Raw genomic sequence first — 13,021 nt, 5'->3', positions numbered from 1 at the left:
TTATTTCCCTGCCTTCTCGGTCAGCAAGGTACGAACGCGCGCAATGTCGCGACGCACGTTGCGCAGCTGGCTGGTGTTGGCCAGTTGCTGCGTGGCCTTCTGCATACGCAGACCGAATTGTGCCTTCAGCAGGCTTTCGAGCTCTTTGCCGAGCTCGGCGGCGTCTTTCGAACGGAGTTCGCTAGCTTTCATGTTAGTACTCCTTAAGCACCGATATGACGCGCGACGAACGTGGTCGAAATCGGCAGCTTGGCAGCGGCCAGGCGGAAAGCTTCACGCGCGAGCTCTTCGCTAACCCCTTCCATTTCGTAGAGCACCTTGCCGGGCTGAATTTCAGCAACCCAGTACTCCGGGTTGCCCTTACCGTTACCCATACGGACTTCGGCAGGCTTCTGCGAGATGGGCTTATCCGGGAAAATGCGGATCCAGATACGGCCGCCACGCTTGATGTGACGATTGATGGCGCGACGAGCAGCTTCGATCTGACGAGCGGTCAGACGGCCACGGCCCGTGGCCTTCAGGCCGAACTCGCCGAACGACACGTGGGTGCCACGGGTCGCCAGACCGGTGTTGCGGCCCTTCTGCTCTTTGCGATACTTTCTGCGAGAGGGTTGCAGCATGGTTATTCTCCTTCAGGCGCCGGAGCAGCATCCGCCTTGCGGGGAGCGCGGCCACGACCACCCGGACGACCGGTGCGAGCACCGTCCGGACGATCGCCACGCGGAGCGCGGCGCGGACGACGTTCTTCTTCACGCGGGGCTGCGGTTTCCGGCGGCAATTCGCCGTTGGCCAGCATATCGCCCTTGTAGACCCAGACCTTGATGCCGATCACGCCGTACGTGGTGTGGGCTTCGGAGGTGCCGTAGTCGATGTTGGCCTTGAGGGTGTGCAGCGGCACACGGCCTTCGCGATACCACTCGGTGCGAGCAATTTCGATACCGTTCAGACGGCCCGAGCTCATGATCTTGATGCCTTGGGCACCCAGACGCATGGCGTTCTGCATCGCGCGCTTCATGGCGCGACGGAACATGATGCGCTTCTCGAGCTGTTGCGAGATCGAATCGGCGATCAGTTGAGCATCGGTTTCCGGCTTGCGGATTTCTTCGATGTTGACGTGCACGGGCACGCCCATCAGGCGCTGCAGATCAGCCTTCAGGCTTTCGATGTCTTCGCCGCGCTTGCCGATCACCACGCCCGGACGAGCCGAGTAGACGGTGATGCGGGCATTCTTGGCGGGACGCTCGATGATCACGCGACCAACGGAGGCGCTCTTGAGCTTCTTCTTCAGGTACTCGCGAACGCGAATGTCTTCGGCAAGCATCGTGCCGAAGGCCTTGTCGTCGGCGAACCAACGCGAGGACCAATTACGGGTGACCGCGAGACGGAACCCAGTGGGGTGAATTTTCTGACCCATCGTGACTCCTTAAGCTCCGACCTTGACCGTGATGTGGCAGGTCTGCTTCTCGATACGGTTGCCGCGGCCCTTGGCGCGAGCGGAGAAGCGCTTCATCGACTGAGCCTTGTCCACAAAAATCGTGGTGACTTTCAGTTCGTCGATATCGGCGCCGTCGTTGTGCTCGGCGTTGGCGATGGCGGACTCGACAGCCTTCTTCAGGATGACGGCAGCCTTCTTCGGCGAGAAGGTGAGGATCTCCAGCGCACGGCCGACCTTCTGACCGCGGATCAGGTCCGCAACCAGACGGGTCTTCTGTGCGGAGATGTGAACCCCACGGATAATGGCAGTAGTTTCCATCGCTTACCTCTTCGCCTTCTTGTCCGCGGCGTGACCCTTGAACGTACGGGTCAGCGCGAACTCGCCCAGCTTGTGACCGACCATGTTCTCGTTGATGTACACGGGAACATGCTGCTTGCCGTTGTGCACAGCGATCGTCAGACCGATGAACTCGGGCAGGATCGTGGAACGACGCGACCAGGTCTTGATCGGCTTCTTGTCTTTGCCCGCAACGGCCGTGTCCACCTTTTTGATCAGGTGAGCATCGACAAACGGGCCTTTCTTGATCGAACGTGACATAGTGTTCGCCTCTTACTTGCGCTTGCGCCGTTGGACGATCATATTGTTCGTCCGCTTGTTGCGACGGGTCTTGAAACCCTTCGACGGAGTGCCCCACGGGCTGACCGGCTCGCGTGCTTCACCGGTACGGCCTTCGCCGCCACCGTGCGGGTGATCCACCGGGTTCATGGCAACGCCACGAACGGTCGGGCGGACACCGCGCCAACGCATTGCACCGGCCTTGCCGATTTGGCGCAGGCTGTGTTCTTCGTTACCGACCTCACCGATGGTGGCACGGCATTCGATGTGCACACGGCGGACTTCACCCGAGCGCAGACGCACTTGAGCGTAGATGCCTTCGCGAGCCAGCAGGACGGCGGAAGCGCCAGCCGAGCGGACCATCTGGGCACCCTTGCCAGGCAGCATTTCGACGCAGTGAATCGTCGTACCCACCGGGATGTTGCGGATCGGCAGCGTGTTGCCAGCGCGAATCGGAGCTTCAGTGCCCGACAGCACGGTGGAACCGACTTCCAGACCACGCGGAGCGATGATGTAACGACGTTCGCCGTCGGCGTAGCACAGCAGAGCGATGTGCGCCGTACGGTTGGGGTCATATTCCAGACGCTCGACCTTTGCCGGGATGCCGTCCTTGTCGCGACGGAAGTCGACGACACGGTAGTGCTGCTTGTGACCACCGCCACGGTGGCGGATCGTGATGTGACCGTTGTTGTTACGGCCAGAACCACGGGTCTTCTTTTCGAGCAGCGGCGCGTAGGGCTCACCCTTGTGCAGGTTCGGGCTGACAACCTTCACCATGCCACGGCGGCCAGCCGAAGTCGGCTTAACTTTTACGAGGGCCATTTACTTCACCTCCGCAAAGTCGATTTCCTGGCCGTCCTTGAGCGACACGTAAGCCTTGCGCTCATTACGGCGACGGCCAACGAATCGGCCAAAGCGCTTGACTTTGCCCTTACGGTTGAGGACCTGCACGGACTCGACCTGCACCTTGAAGAGCAGTTCGACGGCAGCCTTGATTTCCGGCTTGGTAGCATCAGCCACGACACGGAAAGCGACTTGCTGATTCTTCTCAGCGACGAACGTGGCCTTTTCGGTCACGATCGGAGCCAGAATGACTTGCATCAAGCGTTCAGCGTTCATCCCAGCATCTCCTCGAGTTGAGCGATGGCCGGCTTGGTGATCAGCACTTTCTTGTAGTGGACCAGCGACAACGGATCGGCATAACGGGGCTCGACAACAGCAACGTGCGGCAGGTTGCGGGTGGCGAGGTAAACATTTTCATCAACGCTGTCGGTGATGATCAGGACCGAGTCCAGGCCCAGGCTCTTCAGCTTTGCAGCGGCAGCCTTGGTCTTGGGCGATTCCAGATCGAACGATTCGACGACGGCGATGCGGTCTTCGCGAGCCAGCTGCGACAGGATCGAGCGGATCCCGGCGCGGTACATCTTCTTGTTGACCTTCTGGCTGAAGTTCTCTTCGGGCGAGTTCGGGAAAGTCCGACCACCGCCACGCCACAGCGGCGACGAAGTCATACCGGCGCGAGCGCGGCCGGTACCCTTCTGGCGCCAGGGCTTCTTGGTCGAGTGCTTGACTTCAGCACGATCCTTCTGAGCGCGGTTGCCGGCACGGGCATTGGCTTGGAAAGCCACCACGATCTGATGAATCAGCGCTTCGTTGAAGTCGCGGCCGAAGATAGTGTCGGGCGCGCTGAACGTAGCGGCAGCCTGACCTTGGTCGTTCAGGAGCTTGAGATCCATTTACTTACGCTCCCTTCTTGGCCGGGGCCTTGATGGCCGGGCGCACGACGATGTCGGCGCCAGCGTGGCCGGGGACAGCGCCCTTGACCAGCAGCAGGCCGCGCTCAACGTCAACGCGAACGACGTCGAGGTTTTGAACGGTGCGGGTGACATCACCCAGGTGACCAGCCATGCGCTTACCCGGGAAAATACGACCCGGATCTTGTGCCTGACCAATCGAGCCGGGAACGCGGTGCGAACGGGAGTTACCGTGCGAAGCGCGCTGCGAGCCGAAGTTGTGACGCTTGATGGTACCGGCAAAGCCTTTACCAATGGTCGTGCCCGTGACGTCGACCTGTTGGCCGGCTTCGAACACGGATTCCACGGCGATCACGGAACCGGCCGCAAATTCAGCGGCGCGAGCGGGATCAAGGCGGAATTCTTTGAGGATGCTACCGGCTTCAGCGCCGGCCTTGGCATAGTGGCCCGTTTGCGGCTGAGCCACACGCGAGGCACGACGAGTGCCATAAGCCACCTGGATCGCGGCGTAGCCGTCGGTTTCCAGCGACTTAACTTGGGTCACGCGGTTGTTAGACACGTCCAGCACGGTCACCGGGATGGATTCACCTTCCTCGGTAAAAATGCGGGTCATGCCGACCTTGCGACCCACCAGCCCCAGCCGGTGAGCGGCGGGCGTGGGTGTCGAATTCGACATCGTTTTCTCCATTCCCGACTGCGATTGGTCGGGGCTAATCAGGCAAAAGGTAACGGCCTTTGCCCTACGACTATGTTCAACCTGGACTAAGACGGGCCACCAAAAAAGCAAACGGCCTGCGCTTTGTCCATAGTCAGACTTGCCACAAAATGGCAAGCTTCGCATATTAGCATGTTTTTTTCAGGCAGTACAAGCACTTAGCCCATTCGAGCATGCCTGGTGCGGGCGTTTTTGCCACGGTCCGAGCCCCGTGCGCGGACGGCGGCAGACTGTCAACCGCTACGCAGACAGTGAGCGCCCGCTAACACAGTTGGCGTCGACGCCTTGGCGCGCCAAAAAAAATGGCCGCAATCCCTGGGGAGTGCGGCCATCTTTTGCGAACCTGCCGGCGAAGGTAGCAGGTCCGGGGGTCATTACTGCAGTGCGATCTCGACGTCGACGCCGGCCGGCAGGTCCAGACGCATCAGGGCGTCAACGGTCTTGTCGGTGGGATCAACGATGTCCATCAGGCGCTGATGGGTACGGATTTCGAACTGGTCGCGCGAGGTCTTGTTGACGTGCGGCGAACGCAGAACGTCGTAGCGACGGATACGCGTGGGCAGCGGCACCGGGCCGCGGACAACAGCGCCCGTACGCTTGGCGGTGTCGACGATTTCAGCGGCCGATTGATCGATCAGCTTGTAATCGAAGGCTTTCAAGCGGATACGGATCTTTTGGTTTTTCATGGCGTTTCCTAAAGAACGAGATGCGAGGGCGGGATCACGCCCTCGCTGGTTGGGTGCTGCTTAACGGATCCGAATTACTTCAGGATCTTGGCGACGACGCCGGCGCCGACGGTACGACCGCCTTCACGGATGGCGAAACGCAGACCTTCTTCCATGGCGATCGGAGCCAGCAGCTTGACGGTCATGGCAACGTTGTCGCCCGGCAGGACCATTTCTTTGTCGGCCGGCAGTTCGATCGTGCCCGTCACGTCCGTCGTGCGGAAGTAGAACTGGGGACGATAGCCCTGGAAGAACGGGGTGTGACGGCCGCCTTCTTCCTTGGACAGGATGTAGACCTCGGACGTGAAGTCCGTGTGCGGGGTGATCGAGCCCGGCTTGGCCAGAACTTGGCCGCGCTGGACGTCTTCACGCTTGGTGCCGCGCAGCAGGATGCCCACGTTGTCGCCGGCTTGACCTTGGTCCAGCAGCTTGCGGAACATTTCCACGCCGGTGCAGGTCGTCTTGACCGTCGGAACCAGACCGACGATTTCGATTTCTTCGCCGACCTTGATGATGCCGCGTTCGATACGGCCGGTCACCACGGTGCCGCGACCCGAGATCGAGAACACGTCTTCAACCGGCATCAGGAACGCGCCGTCAACGGCACGCTCAGGCGTCGGGATGTACGAATCCAGCGCAGCGGCCAGGGCCATGATGGCCTGCTCGCCCAGTTCGCCCTTGTCGCCTTCCAGCGCCAGCTTGGCCGAACCCTTCACGATCGGGGTGTCGTCGCCCGGGAAGTCGTACTTGGACAGCAGTTCGCGAACTTCCATTTCCACCAGCTCGAGCAGCTCGGCGTCGTCAACCATGTCAGCCTTGTTCAGGAAGACGATGATGTACGGCACGCCAACCTGGCGGCTCAGCAGGATGTGTTCACGCGTTTGCGGCATCGGGCCGTCAGCGGCCGACACGACCAGGATCGCGCCGTCCATTTGCGCGGCGCCCGTGATCATGTTCTTCACATAGTCAGCGTGGCCCGGGCAGTCAACGTGCGCGTAGTGACGCGCTTCCGTTTCGTACTCGACGTGAGCCGTGTTGATCGTGATGCCGCGAGCCTTTTCTTCAGGAGTCGCATCGATCTGGTCGTAGCCCTTGGCTTCGCCGCCAAACTTGTTCGACAGAACGGTCGTGATCGCCGCCGTCAACGTCGTTTTGCCGTGGTCAACGTGACCAATCGTACCCACGTTCACGTGCGGCTTGGTACGTTCAAACTTGCCTTTTGCCATGATCTCTATCCTTTGACTTTCAAGGAAACTTGATTTCTGCCAGGGCCGCCCGACTGGGCGGACCTGGCAAGGGTTATTTACTTGGCCCGAGCGGCGATGACTTCGTCAGCGACGTTCTTGGGGGCCTCGGAGTAATGCTTGAATTCCATCGTGTACGTGGCACGGCCTTGCGTCAGCGAACGCAGGTTCGTGGCGTAACCGAACATCTCGGCCAGGGGCACTTCGGCCTTGATGGTCTTGCCGCCGCCAACCATGTCGTCCATGCCTTGAACCATGCCGCGACGCGAGGACAGATCGCCCATCACGGTGCCAGCGTAGTCTTCGGGCGTTTCGACTTCAACGGCCATCATCGGTTCCAGCAGCACGGGGCTAGCCTTGCGCATGCCTTCCTTGAATGCCATCGAGCCGGCCATCTTGAACGCGTTTTCGTTCGAGTCCACGTCGTGGTACGAACCGAAGAACAGCGTGACCTTGACGTCCACGACCGGGTAGCCGGCCAGGATGCCCGAAGGCAGCGTTTCCTGGATGCCCTTGTCCACCGCGGGGATGTATTCGCGAGGAACCACACCGCCCTTGATGGCGTCCACGAATTCGTAGCCGCCGCCAGGAGCCAGGGGCTCGACCTTCAGCACCACGTGACCGTACTGACCACGACCGCCCGACTGCTTGACGAATTTGCCTTCGACTTCTTCGCAGGTCTTGCGGATGGTTTCACGGTAGGCCACTTGCGGCTTGCCGACGTTGGCTTCAACGCCGAACTCACGCTTCATGCGGTCGACCAGAATTTCCAGGTGAAGCTCGCCCATGCCGGAAATGATGGTTTGGCCGGATTCTTCGTCGCTGCGCACGCGGAACGACGGATCTTCCTGAGCCAGACGCGACAGCGCCAGACCCATCTTTTCCTGGTCAGCCTTCGACTTGGGTTCGACGGCCTGCGAAATCACGGGCTCCGGGAAAATCATGCGTTCGAGCAGGATGTGGGAGTCGATGTCGCACAGCGTTTCGCCGGTGGTCACGTCCTTCAGGCCGACCACGGCGGCGATGTCGCCCGCCAACACTTCCTTGATTTCTTCGCGGTTGTTCGCGTGCATCTGCAGAATGCGGCCGATACGTTCCTTCTTGCCCTTGATGGGGTTGTAGACCGTATCGCCCGACTTCAGGACGCCCGAGTACACACGCACGAAGGTCAATTGACCCACGAACGGATCGCTCATCAGCTTGAATGCCAGAGCCGAGAACTTCTCGCCGTCGTCGGCATTGCGCTTGATGGCGTTGCCATCGTCGTCCTGACCGTCGACCGGGGGAATGTCCACGGGCGAAGGCAGGTAGTCGATGACCGCGTCCAGCATGCGCTGCACGCCCTTGTTCTTGAAGGCGGTGCCGCACAGCATCGGCTGGATTTCGCCGGCGATGGTGCGCTGGCGGATGGCCAGGTTGATTTCGGCTTCTTCCAAGGAACCCGTTTCCAGGTACTTGTTCATCAGCTCTTCCGACGACTCGGCGGCGGCTTCAACCAGCTTCTCGCGCCATTCGTTCGCCAGACCTTCCAACTCGGCCGGAACGTCCTTGTAGTCGAACTTGGTGCCTTGGCTGGCTTCGTCCCAGATGATCGCCTTCATCTTGACCAGGTCGACCACGCCTTGGAACGTGTCTTCGGCGCCAATGGGAATGACGATCGGCACGGGATTGGCGCGCAGGCGGTTCTTCAGCTGGTCATAGACCTTGAAGAAGTTGGCGCCAGTGCGGTCCATCTTGTTGACGAAGGCCAGACGCGGCACGCCGTACTTGTTGGCTTGACGCCACACGGTTTCGGACTGGGGCTGAACACCGCCCACCGCGCAGTAGACCATGCAAGCACCGTCCAGCACGCGCATGGAACGTTCCACCTCAATGGTGAAGTCCACGTGTCCCGGGGTGTCGATGATGTTGATGCGGTGCTCGGGGTAGTTGCCGGCCATGCCACGCCAAAACGCCGTCGTAGCAGCCGACGTAATGGTGATGCCACGCTCTTGCTCTTGCTCCATCCAGTCCATGGTGGCTGCGCCATCATGCACTTCGCCAATCTTGTGATTGACGCCGGTGTAGAACAGGATACGTTCGGTCGTGGTGGTTTTCCCTGCATCGATGTGCGCAGAGATACCAATGTTGCGATAGCGCTCGATCGGGGTTTTGCGGGCCATGGTGGATTAGTCCTTAAATTACCAGCGGAAATGGCTGAAGGCCTTGTTGGCCTCTGCCATCTTGTGCGTGTCTTCGCGCTTCTTCATCGCGGCGCCACGACCTTCGGAGGCGTCGATCAGTTCGCCAGCAAGACGCAGATCCATCGACTTTTCGCCACGCTTCTTGGCGGCTTCACGGAGCCAACGCATAGCCAGGGCCAGGCGGCGCACAGGGCGCACTTCAACCGGCACTTGGTAGTTGGCACCGCCAACGCGGCGGCTCTTGACTTCGACGATCGGCTTGATGTTGTTGATCGCCAGGCTGAAAACTTCGATCGGCTCTTTGCCGGTCTTGGTTTGCACTTGCTCGAGGGCACCATAGACGATGCGCTCGGCGACGGCCTTCTTGCCGTCCAGCATGACGACGTTCATGAACTTGGCGAGTTCGACGCTGCCGAACTTGGGATCGGGCAGAATCTCGCGCTTGGGTACTTCGCGACGACGGGGCATTGTTGCTTCCTTGTGTCTGTTCAGTTGAACCGTGTTTCATTACACGGCCATGGCCGCCCATTGGGACGACCCCTTACGTGCCGCGCACCTTCCCATCATCTGGATGGCGCGGTCGCACTTCCCTGGTGACGGACTTCCGCCACGCGGGGGTACTGCTGACTCGTTATTAAGCCTTCTTCGGGCGCTTGGCGCCGTACTTCGAGCGGGCTTGCTTACGATCCTTGACGCCTTGCAGGTCGAGGGAACCGCGCACGATGTGATAACGCACACCGGGCAAGTCCTTCACACGACCGCCACGCACCAGAACCACCGAGTGCTCTTGCAGGTTGTGGCCTTCACCGCCGATGTACGAAATGACTTCGTAACCGTTGGTCAGACGCACTTTGGCAACCTTACGCAGAGCGGAGTTCGGCTTCTTGGGGGTGGTGGTGTACACGCGAGTGCACACGCCGCGGCGTTGCGGGCAGTTTTCGAGCGCGGGGCTCTTGCTTTTGATGATGCTGACTTCGCGCGGCTTGCGCACGAGTTGGCTAATGGTAGGCATGACCTTTGAAATCCCTTTTACGTACCACTGGTAAGTACATACGTACTCGTCTCGTCGAGCAGTGAGCTTTCGGAGAAGGCGGTTCGCGCAAAACCGCCTCAAACGTTCATATACGTAAAAGAGCGGGCTTGCCAACAAACCATGACAAACGCACAAAACCGGATGCAGCCGGAAAACAGTCGTACAGATGGATTCGAAAAACAAAAGGCTCGTGACGCACCTTGGTTTCCGGGCCCTCGACTGTTTGCCTAAAACGTGCTGATTTTGCGCGCGAAATAAAGCAGTAAGCCCTTTAGCATAACTGAGATCAAGGCTTGCTGTCAAAGTTTTTTGTAAGCGTTGCCAAGTCGCATGTTGCCGGCAGAAGAAGGGGATTTGCGCGCGGCTAGCGAAAATTGGGGCCACGTAACTGGCGGACGACGGGCTGCGCCACGCCCCCATGCCGACGGCCTTCTACGGGCAATCCCTGCCCTGATTGCGTCGGCTGGAGTGTACTGCGTTCAGGAGCGCTACTGGTCTGTAAACAGGTAACCGCTGCCGTAGACCGTGCGGATCGGAAGGATCAATCCTGCCTGTTCCGCCTTGCGGCGCAGGCGGCTGACGATGACGTCAATGCTGCGCGCGCTGCTGGAACGCACCGCGCTGCCCTCCACTTGCAGTTCGCTCCCGAGCGCCTCGCGGCCCACCGCCCGGCCCGCCACATCCAGCAATGCACGCACGACCAGGCGCTCGTTGGCCGACAGCGACAGGGTCGCGCCCGAGGGCGCCAGAAGCGTCCACCCCTGGTCACGCAATTCCCATTTGCCCACAGCGAGCTCTTCTGTCGGGGACAAATCCATTTCAGCGGGTAGCCGGCGGGCCAAGGACAGCAGGATGCAAACGAGTTCCCGCGGATCCTGCGGATCCGGCAGGCACGCATCCGCCCCGCTTTGCAAGCAGCGCAAGCGGGCGTCCACGGACATGCCGCGGCCGATCACCACGATGCCGAGAGGCGCCGAGCCATGCAGGCGCGCCACCAGCGCATAGCCCATTTCACCCGAGGCTCCTACGTCCAGGACGACCGCATCGTAGTGGCCACTGTTGAGCAATCCGAACAATTCAAGCGATGTCGAACAGCCCCGTGCCGATATTCCGGCCTGCAACAACGCCGACACCGCCGTGCTGCAAACGGCTTCCTCCGAGGACATCATAAGTATGCGCAATTGATTCATAGCTTTTCCGGTCTGCGATCCGCCCCTTGCACTGCCTGCTGTTTCCGCCGGCTCGTGTAATGGTTGAGACAGTTTGGCGCGCCGTAATGCAACAACTCCAGTCAAGATTCGTCAACTTTGCAATGTTTGACAGTTCTTGCCATAACGTTGCCGACAAGGGGGTCTACCGAGTTATCATTCGATTACACATACCCCCCACCCTATTGCAATAGGACGCCACAGAGCGCGCCTGCGCTGCAAATCCTCGCGAGAACTCGTCTGATGAAAATCGCGTCGCTGGAAGACGACCTGGACCAGGCTCGGCGCATCCAGCAAGTTCTGACAACCGCCGGCTACGCTTGCACCAGCTACCACCAGAGCCGGGATCTTCTGGCAGCGTTGCGCAACGAATCCTTCGATCTGGTGCTGCTCGACTGGCATTTACCCGATATCGACGGCGACGACGTGGTCCGCTGGCTGCGCACCAACATCGGCCCTCGCATTCCGGTCATCTTCCTGACCAACCGGTCAACCGAAGACGATCTGGTGGAAGGCCTGCGCGCCGGGGCGGACGACTACATCGTCAAGCCGATGCGTCCCCTGGAATTGCTGGCACGCGTCGCGGCCTTGCTGCGGCGCAGCCAGATCGCCGAACCCGCCGACGACATCTTTGAGGTCGCGCGCTACCGCATCGAACCCACGGCTCGCGCCATCATGCTGGACGGTGTTGCAGTCTCGCTGGCGCCCAAGGAGTACGAACTCGCGCTGCTGTTTTTCCGCAACCTGGGCCGGTTGATGTCGCGCGACGTGCTGGCCGAGTGCGTCTGGAACCGCGAGATTCCGGCCACGTCGCGCACGCTGGATACGCATCTGTCGAACATCCGGCAGAAGCTGCAACTGCGTCCCCAGCATGGCGTGCGTCTGACGTCCTCGTACGCGCTCGGCTACCGGCTCGAAGTGGTCAGCCCGTCGGAAGACAGCCAGAACAGTCCGCAATAGCGGTGCAGCCTGCCCCCCTGGAGAACCCATCGCCATGAGCCGCAGCCGCGCGCTTCCCCTGCTTGTCCTGCTTTCCTGCATCACGCTTGGCGCCCCCGCGTTCGGCCAGCCGGCCGGCGCCTTGGGCGAGGACTTCATCCATCGCGTCCGCCCGGGCGACACGCTGATCGACCTGGCTGCCCGCTATACGCGCAACCAGGCGAACTGGACGCGGCTGCAGACGCTGAACAGCGTGGTGACGCCCGAAGCCCTGCCCATCGGCCTGGAATTGCATATCCCCTTGTCGATGATTCCCGTGCGCGATGCGCAAGCCAGGATCGTGCATGTCAGCGGTCAGGCTGCGCTCGATGGGAAAGCTCCGCAACCCGGAACCGCAGTGTCGGAAGGCAGCACGCTGGAAACCTCGCCCAACGGCTTTGTCACGCTGGAACTGGCCGACGGATCCAAGCTCACCCTCCCGTCCAGCGGAGCCGTGGAACTGACCCGCCTGCGCCAGTTTGAAGGCACGGCGTTGACCGATTCAGTCATCAACGTGCGCCGCGGCAGCGTTGAATCGACCGTCGCTCCCGCCGGCAATGGTGTGGGGCGTTTCGAAATCCGCACGCCAGTCGCGGTGACCGGCGTGCGCGGCACCCGGTTCCGGGTGCAAAGCGGCAGCGAAGGCGTCCGCAGCGAAGTGCTGGAAGGAAGCGTGCGGCTACAGCCGCATGCGCCCGGCGCCACGCCCCCGGCCAAACCGGTTGCGGTGACTGGCGGGCACGGCGCGGCGGTCGGCGCCGACGGCACGGTTTCCGGCGTTCGACCGCTACTGACCGCGCCGCAACTGGGCGACCCGGTTCGCGCCGGCGGCGCCTGGACCAGCGCCTTCGCCCCGGTGCCGGGTGCGCAGAGCTATCTGGTACGCGTCTCGCGGGACGCCGACGGCACCCTGCCCGTGTCGTCGGCCAGCTTCCCTGGCACCGACATCCGGTTCACCGCTCCAGGCCCCGGCACTTTCTATGTGTCGGTACGCGCGGTGGACAGCCTGGGATTGCACGGACAGGATTCGGTCCGCGCCTTCGAAGGCGCGAACATGCTGCTGACCTCGTTCGGATTGAGCGTCACCAGCGGCGCCGGCGGACTCGTGACCCTGACAGAGTACTAGAGCCC

General features: G+C 61.1%; 17 protein-coding genes. 2 read left to right on the top strand and 15 right to left on the bottom strand.

What is annotated here, in order from left to right; all coding sequences use genetic code 11:
- From rpmC to ABE485_RS00935, 15 genes are all read right to left on the bottom strand, one after another.
- Positions 1-192: a 50S ribosomal protein L29 gene (gene rpmC, locus ABE485_RS01005; RefSeq protein WP_003806912.1), complete on the bottom strand. Its 192-nt coding sequence runs from the start codon at positions 190-192 to the stop codon at positions 1-3.
- 11 nt (positions 193-203) lie between these two features.
- Positions 204-620 (bottom strand): 50S ribosomal protein L16, encoded by a 417-nt coding sequence (gene rplP, locus ABE485_RS01000; RefSeq protein ID WP_006389610.1) that lies wholly within the window; start codon positions 618-620, stop codon positions 204-206.
- 2 nt (positions 621-622) lie between these two features.
- Positions 623-1,414 carry a 30S ribosomal protein S3 gene (gene rpsC / locus ABE485_RS00995; RefSeq protein ID WP_056571007.1) on the bottom strand — a complete coding sequence of 264 codons (792 nt, stop codon included), beginning with the start codon at positions 1,412-1,414 and terminating at the stop codon, positions 623-625.
- Positions 1,415-1,423: 9 nt separating this feature from the next.
- The gene (rplV, locus tag ABE485_RS00990) at positions 1,424-1,753 is read right to left on the bottom strand and encodes a 50S ribosomal protein L22 (protein WP_006227021.1); all 330 of its coding nucleotides are present in this window, start codon (positions 1,751-1,753) and stop codon (positions 1,424-1,426) included.
- Between the two features lie 3 nt (positions 1,754-1,756).
- Entirely contained in the window at positions 1,757-2,032 is a 276-nt protein-coding gene (rpsS, locus tag ABE485_RS00985) for a 30S ribosomal protein S19 (protein WP_006216555.1), read from the bottom strand.
- A gap of 12 nt (positions 2,033-2,044) precedes the next feature.
- Positions 2,045-2,872, bottom strand: a complete 828-nt coding sequence (gene rplB / locus ABE485_RS00980; protein WP_346512812.1) for a 50S ribosomal protein L2 — start codon at positions 2,870-2,872, stop codon at positions 2,045-2,047.
- Positions 2,873-3,169 (bottom strand): 50S ribosomal protein L23, encoded by a 297-nt coding sequence (rplW, locus tag ABE485_RS00975; protein WP_006216557.1) that lies wholly within the window; start codon positions 3,167-3,169, stop codon positions 2,873-2,875.
- Entirely contained in the window at positions 3,166-3,786 is a 621-nt protein-coding gene (rplD, locus tag ABE485_RS00970; protein WP_129242249.1) for a 50S ribosomal protein L4, read from the bottom strand. Before rplD ends, rplW begins: the two co-directional genes overlap by 4 nt.
- A 4-nt stretch (positions 3,787-3,790) precedes the next feature.
- A complete protein-coding gene (rplC, locus tag ABE485_RS00965) occupies positions 3,791-4,480 on the bottom strand; it encodes a 50S ribosomal protein L3 (protein WP_008168945.1) in 690 nt (229 codons plus the stop codon).
- A 413-nt stretch (positions 4,481-4,893) separates the two neighbouring features.
- Complete coding sequence (rpsJ, locus tag ABE485_RS00960) at positions 4,894-5,205, bottom strand: 30S ribosomal protein S10 (RefSeq protein WP_003806903.1); 312 nt, start codon at positions 5,203-5,205, stop codon at positions 4,894-4,896.
- Positions 5,206-5,279: 74 nt separating this feature from the next.
- A complete protein-coding gene (gene tuf / locus ABE485_RS00955) occupies positions 5,280-6,470 on the bottom strand; it encodes an elongation factor Tu (protein ID WP_346512796.1) in 1,191 nt (396 codons plus the stop codon).
- 77 nt (positions 6,471-6,547) lie between these two features.
- Positions 6,548-8,650 carry an elongation factor G gene (gene fusA, locus ABE485_RS00950; RefSeq protein WP_346512809.1) on the bottom strand — a complete coding sequence of 701 codons (2,103 nt, stop codon included), beginning with the start codon at positions 8,648-8,650 and terminating at the stop codon, positions 6,548-6,550.
- A gap of 18 nt (positions 8,651-8,668) precedes the next feature.
- Positions 8,669-9,139: a 30S ribosomal protein S7 gene (gene rpsG, locus ABE485_RS00945; protein ID WP_006216561.1), complete on the bottom strand. Its 471-nt coding sequence runs from the start codon at positions 9,137-9,139 to the stop codon at positions 8,669-8,671.
- Between the two features lie 166 nt (positions 9,140-9,305).
- Complete coding sequence (gene rpsL, locus ABE485_RS00940) at positions 9,306-9,683, bottom strand: 30S ribosomal protein S12 (RefSeq protein WP_005017264.1); 378 nt, start codon at positions 9,681-9,683, stop codon at positions 9,306-9,308.
- Positions 9,684-10,192: 509 nt separating this feature from the next.
- Positions 10,193-10,894, bottom strand: coding sequence for a response regulator transcription factor (locus ABE485_RS00935; protein ID WP_346512807.1), 702 nt, complete (start codon positions 10,892-10,894; stop codon positions 10,193-10,195).
- Positions 10,895-11,155: 261 nt separating this feature from the next.
- Here ABE485_RS00935 and ABE485_RS00930 point away from each other — a divergent pair, with 261 nt between their 5' ends.
- Both ABE485_RS00930 and ABE485_RS00925 read left to right on the top strand, forming a co-directional pair.
- Positions 11,156-11,872, top strand: coding sequence for a response regulator transcription factor (locus ABE485_RS00930; RefSeq protein WP_346512806.1), 717 nt, complete (start codon positions 11,156-11,158; stop codon positions 11,870-11,872).
- 34 nt (positions 11,873-11,906) lie between these two features.
- The gene (locus ABE485_RS00925; protein WP_346512805.1) at positions 11,907-13,016 is read left to right on the top strand and encodes a FecR domain-containing protein; all 1,110 of its coding nucleotides are present in this window, start codon (positions 11,907-11,909) and stop codon (positions 13,014-13,016) included.
- Positions 13,017-13,021: the final 5 nt, after the last annotated feature.

Source organism: Achromobacter spanius, assembly GCF_039673305.1.
In the GTDB taxonomy this organism is placed as follows: domain Bacteria; phylum Pseudomonadota; class Gammaproteobacteria; order Burkholderiales; family Burkholderiaceae_B; genus Achromobacter; species Achromobacter spanius_F.
The sequence above is the reverse complement of the archived record's forward strand: the minus strand, read 5'-3'. Positions and strand labels throughout refer to the sequence as shown.

Bases quoted from the DNA above. Each gene is read 5' to 3' on its own strand.
- rpmC (WP_003806912.1), bottom strand. From the start codon at position 192: ATGAAAGCTAGCGAACTCCGTTCGAAAGACGCCGCCGAGCTCGGCAAA.
- rplP (WP_006389610.1), bottom strand. From the start codon at position 620: ATGCTGCAACCCTCTCGCAGAAAGTATCGCAAAGAGCAGAAGGGCCGC.
- rpsC (WP_056571007.1), bottom strand. From the start codon at position 1,414: ATGGGTCAGAAAATTCACCCCACTGGGTTCCGTCTCGCGGTCACCCGT.
- rplV (WP_006227021.1), bottom strand. From the start codon at position 1,753: ATGGAAACTACTGCCATTATCCGTGGGGTTCACATCTCCGCACAGAAG.
- rpsS (WP_006216555.1), bottom strand. From the start codon at position 2,032: ATGTCACGTTCGATCAAGAAAGGCCCGTTTGTCGATGCTCACCTGATC.
- rplB (WP_346512812.1), bottom strand. From the start codon at position 2,872: ATGGCCCTCGTAAAAGTTAAGCCGACTTCGGCTGGCCGCCGTGGCATG.
- rplW (WP_006216557.1), bottom strand. From the start codon at position 3,169: ATGAACGCTGAACGCTTGATGCAAGTCATTCTGGCTCCGATCGTGACC.
- rplD (WP_129242249.1), bottom strand. From the start codon at position 3,786: ATGGATCTCAAGCTCCTGAACGACCAAGGTCAGGCTGCCGCTACGTTC.
- rplC (WP_008168945.1), bottom strand. From the start codon at position 4,480: ATGTCGAATTCGACACCCACGCCCGCCGCTCACCGGCTGGGGCTGGTG.
- rpsJ (WP_003806903.1), bottom strand. From the start codon at position 5,205: ATGAAAAACCAAAAGATCCGTATCCGCTTGAAAGCCTTCGATTACAAG.
- tuf (WP_346512796.1), bottom strand. From the start codon at position 6,470: ATGGCAAAAGGCAAGTTTGAACGTACCAAGCCGCACGTGAACGTGGGT.
- fusA (WP_346512809.1), bottom strand. From the start codon at position 8,650: ATGGCCCGCAAAACCCCGATCGAGCGCTATCGCAACATTGGTATCTCT.
- rpsG (WP_006216561.1), bottom strand. From the start codon at position 9,139: ATGCCCCGTCGTCGCGAAGTACCCAAGCGCGAGATTCTGCCCGATCCC.
- rpsL (WP_005017264.1), bottom strand. From the start codon at position 9,683: ATGCCTACCATTAGCCAACTCGTGCGCAAGCCGCGCGAAGTCAGCATC.
- ABE485_RS00935 (WP_346512807.1), bottom strand. From the start codon at position 10,894: ATGAATCAATTGCGCATACTTATGATGTCCTCGGAGGAAGCCGTTTGC.
- ABE485_RS00930 (WP_346512806.1), top strand. From the start codon at position 11,156: ATGAAAATCGCGTCGCTGGAAGACGACCTGGACCAGGCTCGGCGCATC.
- ABE485_RS00925 (WP_346512805.1), top strand. From the start codon at position 11,907: ATGAGCCGCAGCCGCGCGCTTCCCCTGCTTGTCCTGCTTTCCTGCATC.